At 49.1% G+C, this 25,137-nt stretch carries 22 protein-coding genes; 16 read left to right on the top strand and 6 right to left on the bottom strand.

The window, feature by feature from the left end:
* The first annotated feature begins 600 nt into the window (after window positions 1-600).
* The 4 genes from L1278_RS05130 to rpiB all read left to right on the top strand — a co-directional run bounded on the left by L1278_RS05130 (window position 601) and on the right by rpiB (window position 6,077).
* Window positions 601-3,261, top strand: a complete 2,661-nt coding sequence (locus L1278_RS05130) for a choice-of-anchor D domain-containing protein (RefSeq protein ID WP_253401569.1) — start codon at window positions 601-603, stop codon at window positions 3,259-3,261.
* 217 nt (window positions 3,262-3,478) lie between these two features.
* Complete coding sequence (gene glyA, locus L1278_RS05135; RefSeq protein ID WP_253401571.1) at window positions 3,479-4,753, top strand: serine hydroxymethyltransferase; 1,275 nt, start codon at window positions 3,479-3,481, stop codon at window positions 4,751-4,753.
* A 33-nt stretch (window positions 4,754-4,786) separates the two neighbouring features.
* Entirely contained in the window at window positions 4,787-5,635 is an 849-nt protein-coding gene (tatC, locus tag L1278_RS05140) for a twin-arginine translocase subunit TatC (protein ID WP_253401573.1), read from the top strand.
* A 4-nt stretch (window positions 5,636-5,639) separates the two neighbouring features.
* On the top strand, window positions 5,640-6,077 hold the full coding sequence (gene rpiB, locus L1278_RS05145; protein WP_076668312.1) for a ribose 5-phosphate isomerase B: 438 nt from the start codon (window positions 5,640-5,642) through the stop codon (window positions 6,075-6,077).
* 15 nt (window positions 6,078-6,092) lie between these two features.
* On the opposite strand, the gene L1278_RS05150 is transcribed toward rpiB, so the two are convergent.
* Entirely contained in the window at window positions 6,093-7,457 is a 1,365-nt protein-coding gene (locus L1278_RS05150; protein WP_253401575.1) for a hypothetical protein, read from the bottom strand.
* 145 nt (window positions 7,458-7,602) lie between these two features.
* On the opposite strand from L1278_RS05150, the gene rbfA reads away from it, so the two are divergent.
* The 6 genes from rbfA (at window position 7,603) to L1278_RS05180 (ending at window position 14,900) form a co-directional block, all read left to right on the top strand.
* A complete protein-coding gene (gene rbfA, locus L1278_RS05155) occupies window positions 7,603-7,998 on the top strand; it encodes a 30S ribosome-binding factor RbfA (RefSeq protein ID WP_188500824.1) in 396 nt (131 codons plus the stop codon).
* Between the two features lie 17 nt (window positions 7,999-8,015).
* On the top strand, window positions 8,016-8,825 hold the full coding sequence (locus L1278_RS05160; RefSeq protein WP_253401577.1) for a bifunctional 2-polyprenyl-6-hydroxyphenol methylase/3-demethylubiquinol 3-O-methyltransferase UbiG: 810 nt from the start codon (window positions 8,016-8,018) through the stop codon (window positions 8,823-8,825).
* Window positions 8,826-9,046: 221 nt separating this feature from the next.
* Window positions 9,047-10,270, top strand: a complete 1,224-nt coding sequence (locus L1278_RS05165) for an FtsX-like permease family protein (RefSeq protein ID WP_253401580.1) — start codon at window positions 9,047-9,049, stop codon at window positions 10,268-10,270.
* Window positions 10,271-10,312: 42 nt separating this feature from the next.
* Window positions 10,313-10,990, top strand: a complete 678-nt coding sequence (locus L1278_RS05170) for a hypothetical protein (protein WP_253401582.1) — start codon at window positions 10,313-10,315, stop codon at window positions 10,988-10,990.
* Window positions 10,991-11,170: 180 nt separating this feature from the next.
* Window positions 11,171-14,104: a DEAD/DEAH box helicase gene (locus L1278_RS05175; RefSeq protein WP_253401585.1), complete on the top strand. Its 2,934-nt coding sequence runs from the start codon at window positions 11,171-11,173 to the stop codon at window positions 14,102-14,104.
* 355 nt (window positions 14,105-14,459) lie between these two features.
* Window positions 14,460-14,900: a hypothetical protein gene (locus tag L1278_RS05180; protein WP_253401586.1), complete on the top strand. Its 441-nt coding sequence runs from the start codon at window positions 14,460-14,462 to the stop codon at window positions 14,898-14,900.
* 1 nt (window position 14,901) lies between these two features.
* Here L1278_RS05180 and L1278_RS05185 read toward each other — a convergent pair whose 3' ends face one another.
* Window positions 14,902-15,570, bottom strand: coding sequence for a vancomycin high temperature exclusion protein (locus L1278_RS05185; protein ID WP_253401588.1), 669 nt, complete (start codon window positions 15,568-15,570; stop codon window positions 14,902-14,904).
* A gap of 166 nt (window positions 15,571-15,736) precedes the next feature.
* Between L1278_RS05185 and crtD the strand changes: the two genes are divergently transcribed.
* From crtD to L1278_RS05200, 3 genes are all read left to right on the top strand, one after another.
* Window positions 15,737-17,233 carry a 1-hydroxycarotenoid 3,4-desaturase CrtD gene (crtD, locus tag L1278_RS05190; RefSeq protein WP_253401590.1) on the top strand — a complete coding sequence of 499 codons (1,497 nt, stop codon included), beginning with the start codon at window positions 15,737-15,739 and terminating at the stop codon, window positions 17,231-17,233.
* A complete protein-coding gene (locus L1278_RS05195; RefSeq protein WP_253401592.1) occupies window positions 17,226-17,909 on the top strand; it encodes a carotenoid biosynthesis protein in 684 nt (227 codons plus the stop codon). The genes crtD and L1278_RS05195 overlap by 8 nt, the downstream gene beginning before the upstream one ends.
* A gap of 163 nt (window positions 17,910-18,072) precedes the next feature.
* Complete coding sequence (locus L1278_RS05200; protein ID WP_253401594.1) at window positions 18,073-18,681, top strand: TetR/AcrR family transcriptional regulator; 609 nt, start codon at window positions 18,073-18,075, stop codon at window positions 18,679-18,681.
* Between the two features lie 82 nt (window positions 18,682-18,763).
* Here L1278_RS05200 and L1278_RS05205 read toward each other — a convergent pair whose 3' ends face one another.
* The 3 genes from L1278_RS05205 to L1278_RS05215 all read right to left on the bottom strand — a co-directional run bounded on the left by L1278_RS05205 (window position 18,764) and on the right by L1278_RS05215 (window position 20,094).
* Complete coding sequence (locus L1278_RS05205; RefSeq protein ID WP_220626795.1) at window positions 18,764-19,006, bottom strand: hypothetical protein; 243 nt, start codon at window positions 19,004-19,006, stop codon at window positions 18,764-18,766.
* A gap of 3 nt (window positions 19,007-19,009) precedes the next feature.
* Entirely contained in the window at window positions 19,010-19,330 is a 321-nt protein-coding gene (locus tag L1278_RS05210) for a thioredoxin domain-containing protein (protein ID WP_220626796.1), read from the bottom strand.
* A gap of 146 nt (window positions 19,331-19,476) precedes the next feature.
* The gene (locus L1278_RS05215) at window positions 19,477-20,094 is read right to left on the bottom strand and encodes a DUF3365 domain-containing protein (protein WP_253401596.1); all 618 of its coding nucleotides are present in this window, start codon (window positions 20,092-20,094) and stop codon (window positions 19,477-19,479) included.
* A 193-nt stretch (window positions 20,095-20,287) separates the two neighbouring features.
* Between L1278_RS05215 and prfA the strand changes: the two genes are divergently transcribed.
* The 3 genes from prfA to L1278_RS05230 all read left to right on the top strand — a co-directional run bounded on the left by prfA (window position 20,288) and on the right by L1278_RS05230 (window position 23,517).
* Window positions 20,288-21,361, top strand: a complete 1,074-nt coding sequence (gene prfA, locus L1278_RS05220) for a peptide chain release factor 1 (protein WP_253401598.1) — start codon at window positions 20,288-20,290, stop codon at window positions 21,359-21,361.
* Between the two features lie 133 nt (window positions 21,362-21,494).
* A complete protein-coding gene (locus L1278_RS05225; protein ID WP_253401599.1) occupies window positions 21,495-22,865 on the top strand; it encodes a right-handed parallel beta-helix repeat-containing protein in 1,371 nt (456 codons plus the stop codon).
* A gap of 226 nt (window positions 22,866-23,091) precedes the next feature.
* Complete coding sequence (locus L1278_RS05230) at window positions 23,092-23,517, top strand: secondary thiamine-phosphate synthase enzyme YjbQ (protein WP_253401601.1); 426 nt, start codon at window positions 23,092-23,094, stop codon at window positions 23,515-23,517.
* Window positions 23,518-23,530: 13 nt separating this feature from the next.
* Here the strand turns inward: L1278_RS05230 and L1278_RS05235 are convergent, their stop codons facing one another.
* The gene (locus L1278_RS05235; RefSeq protein ID WP_253401603.1) at window positions 23,531-25,024 is read right to left on the bottom strand and encodes a M43 family zinc metalloprotease; all 1,494 of its coding nucleotides are present in this window, start codon (window positions 25,022-25,024) and stop codon (window positions 23,531-23,533) included.
* Window positions 25,025-25,137: the final 113 nt, after the last annotated feature.

Below are 25,137 nucleotides of genomic sequence, written 5' to 3' on the forward strand. Positions count from 1 at the left end.
TCAGCCCTTAAAATGTATTGAACTGTTTATATATATACAAACCTATATGTGAAAAACTTATAACAATGTTGTGCAATTCATATCCTTAATTGGTAAATTATAATTAGCTCGTTGTGTATCTAATCAGAATACATATTTCATCTGATTTATCATAACATAAGTCCTGTGTGTCTTTATGGTCTGGCAATCAGTTAATTGAGGGCACATCAGTCTCGGGAGCGCATTAAGTGCAGCCTTATAAAATATCGTTGTAAAATAAAGTTGATCTAGAAATGCCGCTAATATGTGCAATATTCGCACAATAAATCATCCTTAAATTTTTATATATAAATTTCTTGTAAATATATTTGTCTTTTGTACTAGCTTTGCACTATATTTATCAGACTATATAGTAAGAGAAAAAGCTCCGAGAATTTGGATTCGCTAGGAATTAAAGAGATGATTGGGAGTTCTTGCACTGATTTATATAAGAATAGTTCTTTTTGAAGAAATAATGTCTTAATGCCTGTCTAATTATTGCTAGGCAGCAGAAGAAGAAGAAGAAAACTTTTAATTTTTTACTTAATACCTTTTATTGTCGGGTTATTTAATCGCTGTACTATGGCACAAACTTCTACCCTTTTAAAATTCCTTTTAAGGAAACACACGATGAGGCTGTTGCTGCTTCTAATATTCTGCTTTGCAAGAGTGTTTGAATCACATGGACAGGCCTTGTTGCCTACAAGCCACGGAGGACCTTGGCAAACGATTCCAGCAAACAAAGAAGGATGGAAATCCTCTGGTCTAGGGATTGACAAAGGAGGTAATATGGGTGAGAGCCAATCTGATGGATCAGCTAACTTCACTACAGTTGGTTCTTATATAGAAATAAACTTCCAAGATGTCGCTGCTCAGGTGTCTTTCTGGATAAAAGCTGAAGGAGCTAGAGGCTTTCAGGGCTTAAAGTTTGGGGTTTTTGAGAAACAGATAGGCGGTGAATATGTCTCTGTTGGAGAAAAATCTTTTACAGTAGTAAGTTCTACTATTGGAGAGAAAGTTTCATTTAATTTGCAGCCGACTACAAGTACCGTAAGATTAGAATTATTAAGCGTAACAGGAGGTACAGCAACAGTAGATGATGTAAAGATTATTAAAGCTGTACCAAAGATTAACATAAAGCAAGGCTTTACTGATATACTAAGTAATTCAAATTATGCATTTGGGAGATATCCAGTTGGGTCACAAAGCTCAGCCATTGAATATGTAATCGAGAATACAGGTAACGCAAATCTTCTACTTACGAGTACTCCTCTAATTAGTATCACTGGATCAAATCCATCTGACTTTATAGTTGATTTTTCTAAAACGGATGCAGTTGTTGCACCTGGCAGTAGTACAAGCTTTACCATTACGTTCAAGCCACTTGATGCAGGGTCAAAATCAGCATTAATTACAATAGCCAATAATGATGCAGAAATAAATCCATATACATTTACTGTGACGGGTGTAAGTGTATACTGCCCTGAAATAGAGAGCCTTGATGTGTATCAGGGAATAGTGGGGAGTTATGTTTATATATATGGAACAAACTTTGAGAAAGCAACAAAAGTTACATTTGGGGGAGTTGAAGCTAATTTCTTTGTTGTAGATGAGAACACAATAGATGTTCAGGTACCAGAGGGAGCCCTGTCTGGTCCAGTGGAAGTCTATAGCGAGGATTGTTCTGCTCAAAGCGAGTCATTTACTGTACTAAACCCAACAATTAAAATCTCTAAAACAGAAATGGAGATGAACGCAAATGTTGGTTCCAGCGAAATTCAATCTTATCAAGTAAGTGCGATGTATTTAGATGCTGCTGCTGGGGTTTTAATTGACGTGAGTGACCTAGAAGGTAATTTTACAATCTCTAGAACTGCTGATGGGCCATTTGTTAAGACAATTTCTATAAATGAAAATATTGTTGAGGAAGAAGTAGATGGTGTTATAGTTAACAGAACTTTAGCACCTGTAGAGATTTGGGTAAAGTTCACTCCTGCTGTTTCTGGAAATTCAAGTACTAGTATTAGTCATCAGACAGCCAACGGAGAAACACAAATACTAAATATTAATGGTATCGCTTTAACTCCTATCTGTCCAGAAGTCACTGGCTTAGACTTATATGAAGGTAAAGTAGGCGATTATGTGTATATACATGGTACTAATCTTAATTTAGTTAACAAAGTAACATTTGGAGGAATTGAAGCTAACTTCTTTGTTCTAGATGAAAATACGATTGACGTACAAGTTCCGGAAGGTGCAATCTCAGGACCAGTCACAGTATTTGGTGTTGAATGTTCCTCTCCAAGTGAACCGTTTAAAGTAATCGGACCAATTATTACTATTTCTGAAACCGAAATGGGCTTTACTGTAATACAGGGTTCAAGTGATATGAAATTATACCAAGTAAGTGCTGTGAACTTGAACGATGGAGCCAGCGTGATAGTTGATGTAAATGGTTTGCCTGGGGATTATACAATCTCTAGAACTGGCGAAGAAGGTACATTTGTGAAAACTATAACTATTATCGAGGAGATCGTAGATAATACATTAGAAGCTACAGAGCTTTGGGTTAGATTCACGCCTTCTAAAACGGGTGCGTCTTCCGCACAGATTACACACTCTTCAGAAGGAGCTACTACTGAAGTACTAACAGTGAACGGCTCAACCCCAGTTATCCCACTCCCAGTAGAGTTGATCTCTTTCAAAGCAGTGAAGCAAAATAGTGCCGTGTTCTTAACTTGGGCAACAGCGTCTGAACTTGACAACGATTACTTCGATGTAGAGATGACAGAAGACCTGAAAGGTAAATTCAAAGCGGTAGGTAGAGTACACAGCAGTGTAAACAACAGCTCTATTCGTCAGAACTACCAGTTTACCCACAAAGGCAATTTCACTGGCACACGTTACTACAGATTGAAGCAGGTAGACTTGGATGGTACAACCGATTACAGCAAAGTGGTGGCAGTGTCAGCCAATGGATTGCACATGGCAGTAGAGCCTAGAGTGTACCCTAACCCAATCAATCCTGATTCCAAGCTGGTGTACACAGCAGAAGAAGCTGGTAAACTGAATGTGACAGTAGTTAACATGAGTGGCACCAGAATTCAGAGCAAGTCTTATGACGTTGAAGCGGGAGAAAACACCATCACGTTAAACCTGAACAACAACCTGCCAAAAGGAATCTACATCCTGATGACAGAGTTTAACGGTAAGACAGAGCAGGTGAAGCTGATGAAGCAGTAATCTAAGAATTATCATCATAAAGAAGGCCCGCCAACAATGGCGGGCCTTCTTGGCTTTATAAGAGAGTTGATCGAAACAGACGGAGATGCCCTAAAGCCAAAATAAATTAACAACCGGCAAATCCAGTAACTGGGGCGGCCTCGTAGATAAACATTTGAAACATTGGTTTATTCAGGAGCAAGCTTTAATTTTGAAGGAATATAAAACCAAAGAAGCCATGCAGAAAGACACAGCTATATTTGACCTGATTGCAAAAGAAAAAGCACGCCAGACCCACGGCATCGAACTGATCGCGTCCGAGAACTTCGTTTCGGATCAGGTGATGGAAGCGATGGGCAGCGTCATGACCAACAAGTATGCCGAAGGCCTGCCGGGCAAGCGTTACTATGGTGGCTGCGAAATTGTGGATCAGTCAGAGCAGCTGGCGATCGATCGTGCGAAGGAGCTTTTTGGAGCAAGCTGGGCCAACGTACAGCCACACTCCGGCGCGCAGGCTAATGCTGCTGTGATGCTTGCCGTACTGCAGCCAGGCGATAAGATACTGGGTTTCGACCTATCGCATGGCGGTCACCTGACACATGGCTCCCCTGTTAACTTCTCGGGCAAACTGTACAAGCCAAGTTTCTACGGCGTGGAGCAGGAAACAGGCCTGATCGACTTTGACAAAGTAGTGGAAACAGCTCGTCGTGAGCAACCGAAGCTGATCATCTGTGGCGCTTCTGCCTACAGTCGTGACTGGGATTATAAAAAGCTGCGTGCCGCCGCCGATGAGGTAGGTGCCCTGCTGATGGCGGACATTTCCCACCCTTCCGGGCTGATTGCCAAAGGACTTTTGAACGATCCTTTTGAGCACTGCCACATCGTAACCACCACCACGCACAAAACACTGCGCGGACCAAGAGGCGGTATGATCATGATGGGCAAAGACTTTGAAAACCCATTTGGGCTTAAGACTCCGAAAGGCGAAATCCGCATGATGTCTTCCCTGCTGGACGGCGCCGTGTTCCCAGGAACGCAGGGTGGACCGCTGGAACACGTGATTGCGGCAAAAGCAGTGGCTTACTACGAGGCGCTGTCTGACGACTATATGGGCTATATCAAGCAGGTACAGCAAAATGCGCAGGCTATGGCAGCCGCCTTTGTGGAGCGTGGCTATAACATCATCTCAGGGGGTACAGATAACCACATGATGCTGATCGACCTGCGCACGAAAGGATTAACTGGCAAGCTAGCCGAAAATACACTTGTTAAAGCAGATATCACCATCAACAAGAACATGGTGCCTTTTGATGACAAGTCGCCATTCGTAACTTCAGGTATGCGTATAGGAACGGCCGCGATTACAACGCGTGGACTTAAAGAGGCGGACATGGCCCGCATCGTGGAACTGATCGATGATGTGCTGACTCATAACGAAAACGAAAGCAAAATAGGAGCTGTGCGCAAAGAAGTGAACAGCTGGATGAAAGACTACCCACTTTTTGCTTATTAATAACACCATAAGCATATCTAAGAGCGACGATTGATGGACCAACCGTACCTGGAAGAAGGAGGAGGAGAGCCGCAGCAGGAGATGTCCTTTGTGGATCATCTGGAAGAGTTAAGGTGGCACATCATCCGCTCACTCGCCTCTATTCTGATCTTTGCCGTTGCCGCCTTTTTGGCAAAAGGCTTTGTTTTTCATGATATTATCCTGGCCCCAGCCCGACCAGACTTCCTGAGCTATCGGTTTATGTGCGATGTGGGTCAGTGGATGGGTTCCGATGTGCTGTGTATAGAGGACCTTGGTTTCACGATCCAGAGCCGGCAGATGAGCGGACAGCTCTCCATGCACATCATGGTGTCGCTGGTGTTGGGATTGGCCTGTGCCTTTCCATATGCATTCTGGGAGATCTGGCGATTTGTGAAGCCCGGCCTATACCCACAGGAGCAGCAGAGCTCGCGCGGCGCGGTGTTCTGGGTATCGATCCTGTTTGCGATGGGTCTGCTGTTTGGCTACTATGTGGTATCCCCTATTTCGATCAACTTCCTGGCAGGCTATCAGGTAGATCCGTCTATTCTGAATGAGTTTGACCTGACTTCCTACATCTCGACGCTTACGACACTCTGCCTGGCTTGTGCCATTATGTTTGAGTTGCCCGTTATCGTATACTTCTTCACCAAAGCAGGCCTGCTCTCGCCGGAAGTGATGAAGCTATATCGAAGACATGCCGTTGTCGTTATTTTAATTGTGGCAGCGGTTATCACACCGCCGGATGTGATCAGCCAGCTCATCATATCCATTCCACTGATCATCCTGTACGAAGTAAGTATAGGCGTGTCGAGAAGAATTATCAAGCGTGATTTGAAAAGATTGAACGAAAGTAAAGCTTAAAACTATGGGATATAAAATAGCGATCGGCGGCGACCATGCCGGTTTTACCTATAAAAACCTGCTGAAAGAGCAGCTAACGGCAGCTGGTCATGAAGTAACAGACTTCGGTCCTGGATCAGACGCTTCGGTGGACTATCCGGATCATGTGCACCCGCTTGCCAAGGCTGTGGTAAACAAAGAGGCTGATTTTGGTGTGCTGATCTGCGGTAGTGGAAACGGTGTGGCCATGACCGCCAATAAGTACCAGGAAATACGGGCAGCCCTTTGCTGGCAGACGGAGCTGGCGAAATTATCCCGGGAGCACAACAACGCCAACATCCTTTGTATACCTGCCCGCTTCGTTTCGCAGGAGGTAGCCGCCGACATGACGCGCGTGTTTCTGGAGACAGCGTTTGAAGGTGGACGCCATCAGAATCGGGTCGATAAAATTCCGGTTTGCTAAGTCAGGTATAGCCGGTTAACGAACTCTCTTATAAACTGCCGCTGTTTGCGTGGGTGCATAACCTTCGAAAACGGACGGCAGTTTGTGTTTTAGGTGCGGCATAAGCCCCACCTGGTCCACAATGTACTCGGGCGTTTCCTGATGGAAATTCTGATAGAGGTCATACACAGCCTGGTACTCGTTAAGGTGGCCGAAGTGACGCTGTGATAGTTGCCAGTTAAGGTATGGCGTCGCCAGCTTGTTATGCTCATAGTAGCTCAGGTCTTCACCCAGCACCAGGACAGAGCTGCCTTTAACCGTTCCGCTCGCACCGCCATTCGGCAGCAGCAACTGCGAGTCATCTATCTTCACAAAGGAAGCTATACCCAAGGGCTCCCGGTAGCGGATCAACAAGACCCCACCCAGCAGGATGAAAAACATCAGGTTCAGTATCCATTTCTTCATGCGGCTTGTAAACAGAAACTCACCAAAATAAGCAATGGGGGGTAGTATGACCACAAATGAGCCTACTGACAGCTCATGCCGCGTCACCAATACCATAATGCTGACCACGAGCCATACCGTCATGAGTTGCTGAAACTTGCCCTGGAACACAAGACGCTGCGGAAGCGAAGTAGTGCTGATGAGCGAAAGGAGGAGGATGGCTGCGGGAAGAGCCAATGCCAAGACCAGATGTGCTGGCGGTACCAGTGGGTTGATGCCAAACTGCCAGGACTGCAGCAGGTGCATTTCCACAAACTGAGAGGCTGTATTGGTGTACAGGTAGTAGGTAAAAAGCACGGCATACGGAAATGCAAAGCCGCACAGCATCAGCAAGAAGCTTCTGAATGTATTGGAGGCGAAGAGCACAACCCCAAATGCCGCCACTAGCAGAAATTGAGCTAAGGGCAGGTAGCTGAGCGCCGCAAGTCCCACCATAAAGCCCCCTACAAACAGGCGGTTGTTTTCAAAACCCTCCCGTGAGATGGTGATAATATAAGGGAGCGACAGAATAAGGAACGTATTGCCGATCAGCAGCGGCGTCAGCATGTCAAACTCAAAGGTAAGGCTACCCATGAGCAGGTATAGCAAAGCAGGGATGTAGCCCTTGCCGGCGTATACCTGGTGCCGGTTAAGTGTCACATTAAACATGATCGCCTGAAAGAGCATCAGCAGGGTAGCCACGATCCGGTAACTCAGGTATGAGCGCCCCGCTATCACATCGATGGTCCAGTACACGAGGGCCGAAAGCGGTGCTGTGGTGTCATAAATATCACGGTACAAGGCAAAACCACCTGCCATTCGCTCCCCTACCAACATGTGCAGCAGCTCGGACGAGGTGGCGGGTATACCCAAAAAGAAAAGAGGCAGCCGGATAGCCAGGAACAGTAATACCAGCAAAAATAAGCGGGAAGGCAGTATGCTTCGGAAGTAACTAATCAAAGGAAGACGGAGTTAGAAAGAACTATACACCAGCCTGAGCCGAAATGAGTACGGCACAATTGGGGTAAAAATGCGAAATTAATATGATATTTGCATCTTCAATATGGAAAGTAAAAGACAACAGAAATTTTCGCGCCTTATTCAGAAGGAGTTGGCAGAGGTCTTCCAGCGGGAAGTGCCACACCTGTTCGGAGGCGCCTACATATCGGTAAGCGTTGTACGTGTGTCGCCCGACCTGGGACTGGCGCGTGTATACCTGAGCGTGATGAACGCCAAGGACGGCAACGAGATGCTGCTGCAGGAGCTGCGGGTCAACACCAAAACGATCCGCCACCTGCTGGCCCAGCGCATTAAGAGCCAGGTGCGCGTTGTACCTGAGCTCGTGTTTTTCCTGGACGATACCGCCGAGTACTCCGCCAAGATCGATAAACTATTTGCCAACCTCGATATACCGCCTGCCCCCGAAGAAGACGAGGAGGACGATACTTATACCCGCTAAGAAGCAGCAACACCCTTATGCAGTACGACCCGATCAAGCGCGTGCTGGGCGATGTTTTTAACAAGACCCCTTTCCTGCGCCGCGTATTTTACAACCTGCTGGACCTGCTCCTGCTACGTGCCTGGCACGTGCACAAGGAGTTGCGCGAGTGGGCCGCCAACCGCAAAAACGATGAGCAGCACATACTGGATGCGGGCTCCGGCTTCGGACAGTATACCTACTGGCTCTCGAGCCAGAGCAGCAAGTGGAGCATACTGGCCGTTGACGTAAAAGAAGAACAGATTTCGGACAGCAACCGCTTCTTCAGAGCTGTCGGCCGGCAGAACGTGCTGTTTCGTATTGGCGATCTGGTGAAGTACCGCGAAGAAAATACCTACGACCTGATCCTGTCAGTGGACGTGATGGAGCATATTCTGGAGGACGTGGAAGTGTTCCGCAACTTTCAGGCATCGCTGGTGCCGGGCGGCATGCTGGTGATCTCCACCCCGTCAGATCAGGGTGGCTCGGACGTGCACGGCGACGATGAAACGTCGTTTATAGAGGAGCACGTGCGCGACGGGTATAACATCCGCGAAATTCAGGATAAGCTTTTCTCGGCCGGCTTCAGCAGAGTAGAGGCGCGCTATTCATACGGCAAACCAGGGCAAATCTCGTGGCGACTATCCATGAAGTATCCGCTCCTAATGCTGAATACATCCAAGGCGTTCTTTATCCTGCTGCCATTCTATTACCTGATCACGTTTCCGATAAGTTTGGTACTAAACTGGCTGGATGTGAACGGCAAGCATGACTCTGGCACCGGCCTGATCGTGAAAGCATGGAAATAAATTTAATTGTTGATGGCTTAATTGCTAAATTGTTGATTCAACACAGTGATTAAGTTGATGTAGAAGTTGTGATATAACCGCGCTGCTGCTAAGCTTCTTGGAAAGGTATAGCAGGGCGCAGGTGAAAGGCAGGCCAGGTATGCTGAAATGCCTGTAACTGTAAAAAACTTTGTAAGAACAATCAACAATCAACCTTTAGCCTAAGCACCTATACCTGCTAAATGAACGTCCCTTATCTCATAGCGAAGCGTTATTTTTTCTCTAAGAAGAAGAGGAACATCATCAGCATTATCTCCAACATTGCCATGATCGGCGTGGCGGTGGGTACAGCCGCGCTCATCATCGTGCTGTCGGTGTTCAACGGCCTCGAAGACCTTATCCGGACTATCTATACCAGCTTCGATCCCAACCTGAAGATATCGGCGGCAGAGGGCAAGTCCTTTGAGACGGACACGGAGTTTATGAACCGGATACGCCGCACACCTGGCGTGGCGCTGGTAACTGAGGTGATCGAAGACAACGCCCTGTTGCGCTACAACGACCGCCAGATGGTGGTGAAAGTAAAGGGTGTAAGCGAAAACTTTTTCGAGCAGAACAGAATAGGCTCTTCGGTGGTGGAGGGACACTATAACCTGTACGCCAATAATAATTACTACGCCTTGGTCGGGCGGGGTGTGCAGTATCAGTTATCCATCCGGACAAACAATGAGTTCACGAACATGCAGTTCCTGTACCCGCGTAATACCAAGTTCAATCCGCTTAACCCCGAAGGAGCTTTCAAGTCACTGCAGATAACACCTGGAGGCGTGTTTGCCATCGAGCGGCAGTACGACGATGCCTATGTGTTTGTGCCCATCCAGTTTGCGGAGGAGCTCATGGAATACGGCCGGCGGCGAACAGCCATCGAGATCAAGGTAGAGAACGGGCAACGCATCGAGACGGTGAAACGCGCCTTGCAGAAGGTGCTGGGAGAGGGCTTCCTGGTCCAGAACAGCGACGAACAGCACACCAGTCTGCTGCGTGCCGTGAAGGTTGAAAAGCTCTTCGTGTTCATTACCTTCGCCTTTATTCTGCTCATTGCTTCGCTCAATATCTTCTTCTCCCTCTCCATGCTGGTGATCGACAAGAAAAAAGACATTGCCGTGCTTGCCTCTATGGGCGCCACCAAAGAGCAGATTCGCAACATATTCCTGTTTGAGGGCGCGCTGGTCGCCTTTATCGGGGCGTCTTACGGTCTATCGCTAGGCATGCTGATCGCTAACCTGCAGCAAACCTTCGGCATTGTCTCCATGGGTATGGCTACGTCGGTCGTCGACTCCTACCCAGTGAAGCTTGTTTTGATGGACTTCGTGCTGACGGGTGCCGCCATTGTGATCATCACCATGCTGGTGTCCATACGCCCTGCCCGCAAAGCGGCTGCCATGTCTGTGCGCGATAACCTGTAAGGTATAGCCGCTTTCTTTCAATTACGCTCCACACCCACTAACATGAAAGCCTTTCTACTGCCTTTCCTGCTTCTCGTGTCCGGCTGCTCCACAGTGGAGACCGATATAGCCATAGCAGAAGCTGCCTCAGGTATAGCACCGGCCGAATCAGAAGCCGAAACTGCAGCTAAAAGCAAAATCCGCTTCCTGTGGCGGGAACAGGTATACGATGCCGGCCTGCAGGACTCTGTGAGCACGATTGCGATCGATCAGGCTTTAGCTGATCAGCTGACCGACGCTGAACGGGCGGCCCTGGGCTACGTCATTACTTTTATCGGCAGTGAGTGCGAGTGGGATGGTGAGGCGAACGAGGAGTACAGCAACCTGAAATGCAAGGCACTCACCGCGCTAAACCTGGGTTACCAGTGCTCCGACCAACACCTTGGCTTTCTACAAAACTGGTTTCGAAACGATCAGGAAGTGCTGGCTCGCCTGGCCTCCTGCCCCCGGGTACCCTTTACTGCCTCCAGCCAGCAAACATTCAACGAGGTATACCTGACCACTCGGGGAGACACGATTCAGGTATGGTTCAGTGCAGGCGGCGTGAATGTGCCCATGAATGCTGCCTGGGAGTGGACGGAAGAGAACATCTTCCGGGTTCAAGACAGTGCAATTAGCTTGGTGAAAGTTGAGAAGGCAGAGGTAGTCAGAAGCGAACTTGGTCTGGAGGAAGGGCTTTAGTGTAAAGGCCAATATATAAGTACCTCTATATATTGAGATTAAAAGTCTTTAATGTGTTACAGCCAGTAATTAGATGCTGGAAATATGAAAATATTTTGATTCTGGACGGCATTTTCAGGCATTTTAGGTAGGAAATTAGCGGTTTTTTGGTTAAATTTGGAGTCCTAAAACTGTACCCGTATGAAAGTATACACCACACAGCCGTTTCAGGTAATCTATTCCCTGTTCGAGCACGAGTACCTGGGATACCTGTTCGAATCATTTGTGGTGCAGATTAATAGCAAGGGCCAGCTGACTTTACAGCACCAGAATATTTCTGCCAAAAACGCCGAGGAGTTCTCCGCTCGTCTCGATGCTAAAGATTTTAAGCTGATCGACCTGATCGACCAGATACAGCAGGAAGCTGTGCTGAAAAAGTTCTCCAATAAGAAACTCTCCGCCGTTGATTTTTTTCTGAAGGTATACGATCCCGAAAAGGGCGACAAAACCCTTCAGGAGGCGATAACCCACTACATGCAGGTGCGCATGAACAAAATCCTGGAATTGCTCCAGGACCGGCGCACGTTTATTATTGGCAAAGACGGTGATCCTACCTGGAAAGAGATTCAGGTAGCGCCCGAAAAAGCGACTGTGCGCTTTCACCTGCACCGAAATGCCGATAACACCCATTATTACCCTACCGTCAGGTATAAGGGGGAAAAGCTAAACTTCCAGTACCGAAATGCGGCCCTGATCTGCTACGAACCGGCCTGGCTGATGGTGGACGGCGTCATCTATAGTTTCGAGAGTGGCATTGATGGAAAGAAGCTGCAGCCCTTCCTGAATAAGAAGTTTATCCTGATTCCTCGCTCAGTAGAGGAAAACTACTACCGCAAATTTGTGACCTCGCTGGTTGAGTCCTTCGACGTGAAGCCGAATGGGTTCGAGATAAAACCGCAGCAGTACAGGCCCAAACCGCACCTGAACTTCTCCGAAATAAAGTCGGCCAACGTTTCAGCGCTGCTAAGCAACGGCGGCAGTGAAGCTAGTAGAGTAGACAAAGCCGCTGCAGCCGACAAGATCCTGTTTAACCTGTCCTTCAGGTATGGCGACCACATGGTGGAAGCCCAGGATGCCAAGCGGATTAGTGTGAGTATGGAAAAAACGGAGGATTCTTACATTTTCCATAAGCTATTGCGTGATGCGGTGTATGAAAAAGAGTATGTAAAAGAGCTTGCCAAGCGCGAATTGGAGGTGAAGAACGGGCAGGCCGTGCTGGACAAGAGCGCTGCTTTCTCGTGGCTCAACCACAACCTGCAGGCACTGGAGCAGCTCGGCTTTACGGTAGAGCAGTCCGAGAAAAGCACAAAGCACTATTTCATTGGCGAGATCTCCGTTAACGTAGGTATAACCGAAAACAACGACTGGTTCGATATACACGGTACCGTGCGTTTCGGGGAGTTCGAAGTGCCGTTTATCAGGCTCAAAAACCACATCCTGACGCGTAACAACGAGTATTTGTTACCAAACGGGCAGGTGGCGATCATACCTGAAGAGTGGTTTACGCAGTACATCGAGCTATTTGCCTTTTCGGAAGGTGAGCAACAGCTGACGCTGCGCAAGCACCACATGGCGCTCGTAAACGACCTGCAGAACGGCAACCTGGCCCAGGTAACGATGACACGAAAGCTGGAGAAGCTGCGCGAGTTTGATGCCATAGAAGACAAACCAATGCCGGCAGGCTTTCTGGGGGAGTTGCGTCCTTACCAGAAGGCGGGTTACAACTGGCTACATTTTGTAAAAGACTTCAAGTTCGGTGGTTGCCTGGCCGATGACATGGGCTTGGGTAAAACCGTGCAGACGCTGGCCATGCTGCAGCACCGCAAAGAAAACGGAGCCGAGTCGGCGACGTTGCTTGTGATGCCGACCTCGCTTATTTATAATTGGCTGAACGAGGCGCAAAAGTTCACACCGGAGCTGCGCATCCTCTCCTATACCGGTACCTACCGCGACAAGAACGTGGAGCAATTCAAGGACTACGACCTGGTGCTGACCTCCTACGGCATCGTGCGCCTGGATACGGAATTGCTCAAGACCTACTATTTCGACTATATCATCCTGGACGAGTCGCAGGCCATCAAAAACCCGGATTCCAATACTTCAAAAGCAGTTCGCTCACTGAAGTCGCGCTACCGCCTGATCCTGACGGGTACGCCGGTCGAGAACAGCACCATGGACCTTTGGTCGCAGATGTCGTTCATCAACCCGGGCCTGCTGGGCAATCAGCATTTCTTCCGGAAGGAGTTTTTGAAGCCGATCGAGAAGCAGAAGGACGAGCACAAAACACGCCGGCTGCATGCACTCATCAAGCCATTTATACTGCGCAGGCACAAGTCGCAGGTGGCCCGCGAGCTGCCGCCTAAGATAGAGCACACCACTTTCTGCAAGATGACAGAGGAACAGGAGCAGGCCTACGAGGAAACCAAGTCATATTACCGCAACAAGATCTTGACCAGTCTGGAAGAAAAAGGCCCTGGCAATACGCAGTTTATGCTCCTGCAAGGTTTGATGAAGCTCCGCCAGATAGCCAACCATCCCTACATGTCGGATCCGAACTATGAAGGCGAGTCAGGCAAGCTGAAAGAGGTAATGCGCATGACCAGGAGTATCGTAGCAAAAGGCCACAAGGTGCTTGTTTTCAGTCAGTTTGTGAAGCATCTGGAGATTGTGAGACAGGCCTTGGATGAGAAAGGGATAACCTATGCTTATCTGGACGGCAACACCAAAAACCGGCAGCAGCAAGTGGAGTTATTCCAGAATAACCCGAGCATACAGGTGTTCCTGATTTCGATGAAAGCAGGTGGCGTTGGCCTTAACCTGACCGCTGCGGACTACGTGTTTATCCTGGACCCTTGGTGGAACCCAGCCGTGGAGGCGCAAGCCGTGGATAGAGCCCACCGCATCGGGCAGCAGAACAAGGTGTTCACGTATAAATTCATCACCAAAGACACTGTAGAGGAGAAAATCCTGGCGCTGCAGAACCGCAAGATCCAACTCGTAACCGACCTGATCAGCACCGACGAGAACATCATCAAGAGCCTGACGAAAGAGGATATTGACAACCTATTGAGTTAGGAGATAAATTTTTGATGGTTGAATTGTAGATTTGATAACGGATGATTATACCAAAGCCGCAGCATGATGCATGTTGCGGCTTTTTTGTGGCTGCAGCAAGAAGGCAGGTATAACTTTATAGTTGTTGTTTGGTTAATAGATGGAGCTCTTAGGTATAGGTATAGGTATAGGTATAGGTGTAGAGAGGGAAAGTTATACCTTCAAAAGTTTGCACTGTTGCCCCACGCTTAGCAAACTTGAGTGTATTAGCTATACCTGTTTAAAGCCTGATATTTAGCATACCTGACGAATATAACAGGAATAGGTACAACCGCGAATCAACAATTCAATCATCAACCATTTAACAATTTAAAAAATGCTCCTTCACTTAAAGACAGCTGTAGAGCAAGACTTCCGGAGCGTGTTTCATGCGTTTGATGAGCAGCTGTTCAGGAAACTGGCACCACCCTACCCACGGCTGAAACTGTTGCGGTTTGATGGAAGCGAATCGGGTGACGTGGTAGAAGTGGAGTTGCAGACAGGTATAAAATCTTTTCGTTGGACCAGCCTGATCACAGAGCGGGAAATAACAGATACGGCCGCCTGGTTTGTAGACGAAGGCCAGGAAGTACCCCCGCCCCTGCGCAAATGGCGGCACAAGCACCTGGTCACGCAACACGGCAGCGGCGCTCTCATCCACGACATCATCGACTACAGCACTGGGTATAAGGCGCTGGATGCCATGCTATACCCCCTCATGCTGGCGGCTTTTGGTTTGCGGAAGCCGATTTATAAGAAACTGTTTGGTAAGGTATAGCTTAGTAGTGAAGCAGTGCGTTCGAGGCGCCTTTTATGTCAACTGGCTCACCCAAAAACTTAGGCTTCCGGTTTAAGTTAACTTCCATAAACGCATTAACCATTGCGAGCACCTCCCGAAGGTAATTGCGACGGTATCCTGCATAATGCCCCTTATCTGCTATATAGCCGTAACTGTCCAGGCCCAGCGACCTACCAATGTAAATGGCTCTGTTAAGGTGATAGTTCTGTGAGACAAGCACGGCACGGTCCACCTTGAAGACCTCCTTTGCACGGTATAAGGTAGAGTAGGTATCGAAGCCGGCAAAATCCAGGAAAATGTCATCAACTCTTACATTTTTTTTCAGACAATAGTCGCGCATCACTTTAAGTTCGTCATAGTTGTGGCTACTGTTGTCTCCTGATAAAAGCAAACGCTGAACGATGCCTGCTTCATATAAACGTATACCTGCATCTAACCTGTCCTGTAGATACTTGCTGGGTTTGCCATTACGAATGCCAGCGCCAAAAATTATACCGGTATAGCACGAGGGAACGTGTTCAGTCTGCCTGAATGTATACTGATTAGACTGGCGTTTGACCAAAGTGAGTGCGAATACGCAGGCCATAGCTATTACAAAACAGGCGAGTGGCACAACCAACAGGTACTTCCGTCTGAATACGAATTTCATAACTGAGTAAAAAGCAAATGTAAGACAGGTATAAGATACATATAAAATCATGAATATTTAAAATCCTGACTGATGCCTATTTTAAGGTATAAGCAATAATCTTCAAAACCTTTGCCCTACCCTTGCAGTTAAGTGCAGGAAAGAAATAATCTGCTTAAATTCGGGAATGACGAAAGCCGCCATCATCGGTTCAGGTATAGGAGGTATAGCCACCGCCATCAGGCTGGCGGTGAAAGGCTACGACGTGACCGTGTTTGAGGCCAACGCTTCGTTCGGCGGCAAGATGCACCAGTTCGACTTGCAGGGCTATCGCTTCGATGCGGGGCCTTCCTTGTTCACGCTGCCGCACCTGGTAGACGAGCTCTTCACGCTGGCTGGCCGCAACCCTTCCGACTACTTCACCTATACCCGTCTCGACCCGATCACGCACTACTTCTGGCCCGATGGCAGTCGCCTGAAAGCTTACGCCGATGCCGAGGCTTTTGCTACTGAAGCGGAGCAGCAACTGGGCGTGAAGGCGCAGGACGTACGGGATGTGCTGGCCAAGAGTGCCCGGCTCTACAAGGGTACGGCGGATACTTTTTTGCATAAGTCCCTTCACCGGCTCGACACCTACCTGAGCGCCGATGTGCTCAAAGCTTTGGGATGTCTCTCGGACCTGGGCCTGACGACGACTATGCACGACGCCAATGCCAGGCTGTTCAATGATCCACGGTTTGTGCAGTTGCTCGACCGCTTTGCCACTTACAATGGCTCCGATCCTTACCAGGCACCGGGCACGCTCAACCTGATTCCGCACCTGGAGCACAACATCGGTGCTTTTTATCCGAAAGGAGGCATTTACAGCATCGCGGCTAGTCTGGTGAAGCTGGCTGAAGAGCTGGGTGTGGCGTTCAGGTATAGCGAGCGGGTGGAGCGGATCATCACGCAAAATGGAACAGCCACAGGTATAGAAACCAGCTCGGGCAGGTATAGCGCTGCTATTGTAGTGAGCAACATGGATGTGGTGCCAACCTACCGCCGTCTGCTGCCAGACCAGCCAGCGCCCGAACAGACACTAAAGCAACCGCGCTCCAGTTCCGCGTTGATCTACTACTGGGGTATAGCCCGCGAGTTTCCGGAACTGCACCTGCACAACATTTTCTTCAGCCAAGACTACAAGCAGGAGTTTGAGCACATCTTTAGGCACAAATCCATCAGTTCTGACCCGACCGTGTATGTGAACATCACCTCTAAAATGGAAAAACATGATGCGCCGGCAGGCTGTGAAAACTGGTTTGTGATGGTGAACGTGCCGCACCACCAGGGGCAGGACTGGGAGCAACTCGTCGGCACTACCCGCCAGGCCGTGACGTACAAGCTTAGCCGTATGCTACAGACCGACCTCCGCGAGGCGATCGTCTGCGAGCAGGTGCTGGACCCTTTGCTGATCGAGCAACGGACGTCTTCCTACGCCGGAGCCCTGTATGGCAGCAGTTCCAACAACCGCATGGCCGCCTTTCTGCGGCACCCAAATTTCAACGCTAAATTAAAAGGACTCTACTTTTGTGGCGGCAGTGTGCACCCTGGCGGAGGTATACCGCTCTGTCTGCTTTCAGCCCGTATAGTGGGTAACCTGGTGCCTGTCGTAACATCAGTTAACCGATCAAAACAGCATGTCTGAGACTACACATCCATACCAGCCTGCTATACCTTTGCAGCAGCGCCTGAAGCCTTATGCTTTCGCGGTGGCTTTGGGCGTATTGACGATTTTTCACGCAGTGGGCTTTTGGGGCCTCGTGTTTAGTGGCGAACCCGAAAAGTTTCAGCGGCTCACGCCCATGAACCTTATCCTGACCAACGTTTTGCTCTTTTCCTTCCATAGGCGCTGGAACGTGGCCTTTCTGCTGTTCGCGCTGGTCATTGTGGCAGTGGGCTTTTTTGCGGAAGTGGTAGGTATACACACCGGTCTGCTGTTCGGAGACTATGCTTATGGCGAATCATTAGGTCTAAAGTTGCTGGATGTGCCGCTGCTGATCGGGCTCAACTGGCTGATGCTCGTTTACACATCAGGCCATTTAGTGAACATGATTGACATGCACTGGCTTGTCAGAGCCGTGGTAGGAGCCCTGCTGATGGTCGGACTTGATTTTTTCCTGGAGCCGGTAGCGGTGGCCTTTGACTTCTGGGACTGGCAAGGCGGGCACATCCCGTTGTCGAACTACCTGGGGTGGCTGGGGCTGGCTTTTCTGTTTCAGGTGTACTTCCAGAAAGCCCCCATTTACAAGCAAAATCGTTTGGCGCCCTATGTATACCTGGTGCAGGCAGTTTTCTTCATAAGTATCTGGACCATACTGTAAATCTACCTTACTCCGACTCTGAGCAGTTTGCAGGGCGCAACTTATTGTGTTACATTTGCATGTTTCTCGCGAGACATCAAAAGCGATTTTATCATATACATCAGGTCTATTATTGCGTATAGGTATTTGTCCTATTCAGCAGCTAAATGGCCTACCCTGTTCAATGACTTTTTTAGAAACCATATTAGGTGAGCTCCTGCAGATTTTTAAGCGGGAAGGTATAGAGGCGAATTCGGATGCGGATCTGATCAGGAAACTAGACATACGTCAGTCGACTTTTCATGAGCTTTTCTCGAGCCGGGAGAATATGGTGAAGCAGGTGATCCTGTACGATATAGAGCTGGAAAACAGAAGACAACAGGAATTGCTCGCAAAAGCCTCTAATCCTGTAGAGGAAATCATGCTGCTCCTGCAGGACGGTGCCAAAACGATCAAACAGATAAACCCGGTTTACATCGGTGATCTGCAGAAGTATCCGGAGGCTTGGCAAATAAGTATGCAGAATTTGATCGACAACAACCAGCATGTAAACGCTGAGATCCTGAACAGGGGCATACTGCAGGGTTATTTCCGTAAAGACATCAACCTGCAACTGGTGACCAAAATCATTCTGGAACAGTTCTTCATGATGATCAACCCGGCGTCTTTTCCTCCTGCAAAGTATGATCTGTCTGAAGTGTTCCGCAGCATTTACCTGTACTACGTACGCGGCATTTGTACCGACATGGGTGGAAAACTGGCAGAAGAGTATTTCGCTAAAAACAAGGAATAACGAGTGCGTGCTCTATAAAAAGCAGCAGGCCCCGAAGCGTAATGTTTCGGGGCCTGCTGCTTTTTATAGGTATCAGATAAGATTAGCTGATGGAAACGCGCACCTTCTTGGTGTACTCACGCAGCGCAGCCTTAAAGTCCACACCATTGTCGTTCATGTAGTTCAAAATCCAGGCGGCGGCAATCACGTGCGTCAGTTGTTCGCCCTCATCGTCGCCTTCTACCTCAATGGCAAGCGGCTGCTCTTCCATCAGGGCCTCTTCGGCTGCTATCAGGTTCTCCAGCGACTCGTTTTCTACTAGTTTTTTGATTACGGGTATCTTCATTTCTTAAACAGTCAATTTGTTGATCAGATCACGTACGGCTTCTTCTTTGCTGGCAGCCACGGTGTCTACCAGTTGGCCATTTTTGAAAACAGCGAAGAAAGGCAGGTTGGTTACGCCAGCCACTTTGCGGGCTTCCGGGCTTGTTTCAGCGTTAACATCCACAAAAGCTACATTGGCAAAGTCTTCTTCGCCAGACATGCGCTTGAACTTGGGCGCAAACAAACGGCAGCTGCCGCACCAGTCGGCGTAGTATTTCACTACCACGTTTTGGTTTGAGCTCAGTACGTTATCGAAATCGTTATCGGTTGCTACTATTACAGCCATGTTATTCTTTTTTATAAGATTAAACATCAGATCAGGTATACCTCATCTACTAGGTGCAAAGTTAAAGGTTTTGGTCGTAAAATGCAGTGACATATGTCACCTTATACCTGCTGTATGGCCCTAAAACAGGCCTGCTAGCAGAATGTTTAGCGCGGGCGGCGGCTTTTCTTAGGTTGGTCGTTGAGGAAGGCGACCAGGTCCATCTTGTCGAACGTGAGCTCCCACATTCCCTTCAGATCGCCTTTCTTATAACCCGTGGCCTGGTCCTGCGGGTACTTTTCTTTGAGCAGGGTATAGTCGGAATCACTCAGCTCCTGGCCCACCGTGCCGTGGCAGCTCAGGCAGGTTTCGTCGCGGAGATAGATCGGAGAGGTATAGCGAATCTCGTTTTGGTTCAGCGCTTCTACTGCTGCCTGTTGCTCCTGGCCGCTGCTATACCTGGCCAGCGCCTGGGCAGTGCTACCTTTGGCCAGGTTCTGCGGATTGCGTGGCCGCTCGCTGAAGCGCCGCGAAATGGCGCCGAATTTATCCTGCAAAACTTCAACCTCTTCAAAGTTCTCAGGCTGACAATAAGGTATAGCGGCCGCTATACCTCCCTGGGTAAGGTGCTCCGTCAGGCGCTGGATATGCAGACGCTGGGCCACCACCACAATAGAGTCGCCGTGTTTTTGGGCGGCTTTAAAGATGTCCTCTTGTGTCAGGCGCTTGATCTTGTGGCGCTCCAACTCCCGGGCAATTTCCTTCCCTCCTTCTATCGGTTTCACTTTCACATCGCAGCCTGAAACTATAAAGACTATGCCAAGGGTTATAGTAGCGAGCAAAGAACGGGCATTGAACATCTTTCGATACAAATTTGTAGTAGGATAAATAAGTAATATAACAGCTGCAACCAGCACTTATGTTTTATTACTTAAACGCCAATTTAGTATCTTTGCAGCTTAAAACCATAACAGAGCGATGTTAGATAAATTAGAAGCCATTAATCAAAGGTTTGAAGAGGTAAGCCAGTTGCTTATCCAGCCAGATGTGGCCAGCGACATGAAGAAGTACAAGTCGCTGAATAAGGAATATAAGGATCTTGAAAAAATAGTAGTAGAGTATAAGAAGTACCTCAACATTCTGAGTAACATCGACAATGCCAAGCAGGTAATTTCGACGGAGAAGGATGAGGACTTCCGTGAAATGGCCAAGGAAGAGCTGGACGAGCTGCTTCCGCAGCGTGAGGCAATGGAGGATACCCTGAAAGAACTGCTTATCCCGAAAGACCCGAACGACAGCAAAGACATTATTATGGAGATCCGTGCTGGAGCAGGTGGCGATGAGGCCTCCATCTTCGCCGGTGACCTATACCGAATGTACAGCCGTTTTGCTGAGAAAATGGGCTGGCGCATGGAGCTGATGGATGCCACCGAAGGTACATCTGGCGGCTACAAAGAAATTATTGTGGGCGTGTCTGGCGAAGACGTGTATGGCAAACTCAAGTTTGAGTCGGGCGTGCACCGTGTGCAGCGCGTACCTGCCACCGAAACGCAGGGTCGTATCCATACCTCGGTTGCTTCAGTAGTGGTGCTGCCAGAGGCAGAGGAATTCGACATCGAGCTCGATATGAATGAAATCCGCAAAGATCTTTTCTGTTCTTCAGGCCCGGGTGGTCAGTCAGTAAACACGACGTACTCAGCCGTTCGTCTGACGCACCTTCCAACAGGTATAGTAGCCCAGTGCCAGGACCAGAAATCGCAGCTCAAGAACTTTGACAAGGCGTTGGCGGTACTTCGCTCGCGTATTTTTGAAGTAGAGCTGGCCAAGAAAAACGAAGCTGAAGGCGCCCAGCGTAAGAGCATGGTAGGCGGCGGCGATCGTTCTGACAAGATTCGTACCTATAACTACCCGCAAGGTCGTGTAACCGATCACCGCATTGGCTATACCGTATACAACCTTCCAAACGTAATGGATGGCGGTATTGAAGACTTTGTGGAAGAGCTGCGTATAGCAGAGAACGCCGAGCGCCTGAAAGAAGGTGCCACAGCGTAATAAGCTAACCTGCTTTTGAGAAGACATATTTAGGGATGTAGTGCAGCCGGAAGCTGCGCTGCATTCCTTTTTTTGTTTTAACTTGTTGGAGAAATTTAAAGTCCTATCCGAAAGGCAAAAAAATGATCACCCTTTGAGATACCTGCTCGCCATATTGCCCCTCCTGTTCCTGCTTTCGATGGTGGGCTGCGAGCCCAAAGATGAGGTCGTGACCAATGACCCGGATGCGATCCTGCAATTTTCGGCGGACACGGTGCTGTTTGATACGGTGTTTGTGACGCAGGGTAGCGTGACGCGGCGACTCAAGGTATACAACCCTCAAAAAAAGGCCGTGCGCATCAGCAGCATCAGCTTAGGCAGAGCGAACACCTCTCCCTACAAACTGATCATCAACGGCCAAGAAACATCGATCGCAAACGACCTTGAGTTGCGGGGACAGGACAGCCTTTATGTTCTGGTGCGCGTCGACATCAACCCGGCAGATCAGAACCAGCCCTTTCTGGTAGCGGACTCTATTCTGTTTCATACCAACGGAAACCAGCAGAATGTGAAGCTGGTAGCTTATGGTCAGGATGCGGTGTTCCATCCAAAAGGTGTGATCGGCAATACCACCTGGGCAGCTGGCAAGCCGCATGTGCTGCTCGACACGGTGCTGCTGCGCGAAGGCGCCACACTCACCATAGAAAAAGGGGCACGCATCTTTGCAACAAATAAAGCCGTTCTGCTGGTCAATGGTACGCTGCGGGTCGAGGGCACACCAGAGGAACGGGTGACGTTTTCAGGTATACGGCGCGAGCCAGCCTATGTCAATGCACCCGGTCAGTGGGAAGGTATACGCATCCTCACAGGCAGTCAGAACAACACTATCCGTTACGCTGACATCCGCAACACGATACGCGGCATTCGGATAGGCAACCCGGGCAAGGGAGGCACTTTAGTGGAAGGCTGTGCGATACAGTATGCTTTTTTGGATGGCATTGTGGCTTTCACTTCGGATGTGAAGGTGGTGAATACGCTGATCAGCAACTGCGGGCAGTACAGTTTCGGTGGCCTGGGAGGTGGTAATTACGAGGTGCTGTACTCCACCATTGTCAACTATCAGAACCAGCTGCAACGCGAAACGCCTGCCTTTGTCGTAGCCGACTTTATACCTGGCACCGATATCCGAAACCAGCTTACTCAGCTACGACTGGTCAACAGCATCGTGTACAGCGACGGCTCTAACTATATAAACGAGGTGCTGCTGGAAGGCGATTTATCAGCTGAAGTAGCACATAATATTCTTCGCACGGATGCCTACAAAAATACGCTCAACATGAACGGCAACCTGCTTAACATCGACCCCAAGTTCAAAGACGTACGCAAACAGAACTTCCAGCTCGACACGCTCTCCCCTGCAACCGGCGCGGCTATACCTCTTCCAGGTATAAGCAAGGACATCAAAGGTATAAACCGCAGTTCCGACAAACCAGACATCGGCGCCTTTGAGCGGGTAATAGACTGATTTAGTGATTTAGTGACTGAGTGATTAAGCGAATGAGTGAGTTATTTGATCAGTTGTGCAATGATTGAAGAAGCAGGCGCTTAGTATCTACATTTACTCCGATGCTATATTCGCGTATGAACCATAACGATTGAGTCATCCAGAAAAATCAATCACTAAATCACTCATTCACTTACTCACTCAATTTAAACTCACTCATTCACCAATTCACTAACTCCAAAAAGACATGTGGTTTCAGAAAGAGATACGCCTGCCAGCCGTAAAACGCGGTTTCCATTTGATCACGGACTTGCTCACAGCGCAGCTGCCTGAGCTGGAGAACTACAAAGTGGGCCTGGCGCACATCTTCATTAAACATACCTCTGCCAGCCTTTGCATCAACGAAGACGCAGACCCTACTGTGCGGCAGGATTTTGAAAGCCACTTTAACCAGATGGTGCCTGAAAATGCGCCCTATTACCGCCATACCATGGAAGGAGCGGACGATATGCCGGCGCACCTCAAGGCTGCCTTACTGGGGAGTTCTGTGACGGTGCCGATCTCGAAAGGGGAGTTTAATATGGGCACCTGGCAAGGCGTATACCTGTGCGAACACCGCAACCATGCTTCAAAGCGCACGGTGGTGGTGACCCTGCAGGGCGAAGGGTACTAAGGTATAGCAAGTACTATTGTACAATACTCACCTTCGTGACCGTGACACCATTGGTGCTGGTCGTGCGCAGGAGGTAGATACCGGATGGCAGGTGTTGCACATCCAGCCTGATCACCCTTTCCGCCACCTGCTCGCGCAGCATCACCTGTCCGTGGCGGTTCAGTAACTCTACCAACTGAATTTGCTGACGGGCTGCCTGCTCCAGAATGAGATAACCCTGTGCCGGATTCGGATATACCTTCACATTATCAGGTGTCACGTAGATGTAATCCTCTTTGGTGAGGGTGTGGCTTGAGTTCTCGTTGGAGGTGGTGAGGGTGACGCTATACCTGCCCGGTCGGCTATACCTGATGGTTGGGTTTTGAACCGTAGACGAGGCAGGCGTACCACCCTCAAATTCCCACTGCCATTGTGTTGGCTTAAAGCCAGCAAAAGCACCAATAAACTGTACCTCATCGCCGGGGGCTAACAACGTATCCTGGGGCTGGGCAGTGCTGAAACGGGAACGTAACTCACCTGTGCAGGCTGTGGACTCAAACATATACCCACGTGCCGACTGCAGTATACCTTGCATATAGGCCGCCTGGCCTTTGGTGAAGAGGCTCATGCAAGCGTCGTCAGAGTAATCCATGTAATTCTGCCACATATTGCCGTAGGGGCCGTTGTCGCACGAGACCTCTATTCCGTCTGGGCAGCCATCTGTCTGGGTGAACTGGTTTGGTGTGTCGTTTATGTCATCGGAGTCGTTGCAGGTCATCCCGTTGCCCCAAATGTGCTTCAGGCCCAGCCAGTGCCCTGCTTCGTGGGTGGCAGTGCGTCCCTGGTTGTAAGCCCAGAGGCTATTGTTGTGCGGAGCCGCTCCTACTGTTCGGTAGTGCAGCACCACACCGTCACGACCAGGGGAAGCGTCCGGCGAAGAGGCGTAACCAATGCTACTGGTACCCAGGTTGCCTATCCAGATGTTCAGGTATAGCCTCGTGTCCCAGGCGTCCACACCTCCGTTGGCCGAGGACTTGATCTGATCAGAAAAATAGCTGAAACTCTCTTTGGTGGTCTGGGTGCGGGTGATGCCTGTCGTTGGGTTGCCGTTCGGGTCTACTATGGCCAGGCAAAACTCAATGCGGGTGTCAGCGGCGAAAGGTTGGAAGTAGTCCGGAGTATTGGTAGTGTCAGCGTTGAGGCGGCGAAAGTCTTGATTCAGCACTTCGAGTTGCGAACGCACCTGTGCCTCAGAGATGTTCTCGCTTCCGGTTTTATACAATACATGGAACACCACAGGTATAGTGATGGTAGCCTGTTGCATGGCCTGGCCGGCAGGGCGCTGGCGCATGAGTTGCTGCACAGCCTGTTGTGTTTTTAAGCTTCGCTCCTCAAAGTCCGGATCCTGTCGTTTTAGAATTTCCAGGTATGCCTCCGTGCTGCAGCCACGCCCCTGTCCAGCCGTCTGGGCAAAAGCCAGATGAGCAAAGGCAAAGACCAGAAGAAGGGCCAGGGTATAAACACGCATACGCACAGATCAAACAGACAACTTAGAGCACAAGCACAGATAAAGTGCCTGGCTCGAGCAACTTAGTAGAGCAATATACGCATTTTAGGCCTCAAGAAAGCAATCAGGCGCAT

This window comes from Pontibacter sp. HSC-36F09 (assembly GCF_024171605.1).
In the GTDB taxonomy this organism is placed as follows: Bacteria; Bacteroidota; Bacteroidia; order Cytophagales; family Hymenobacteraceae; genus Pontibacter.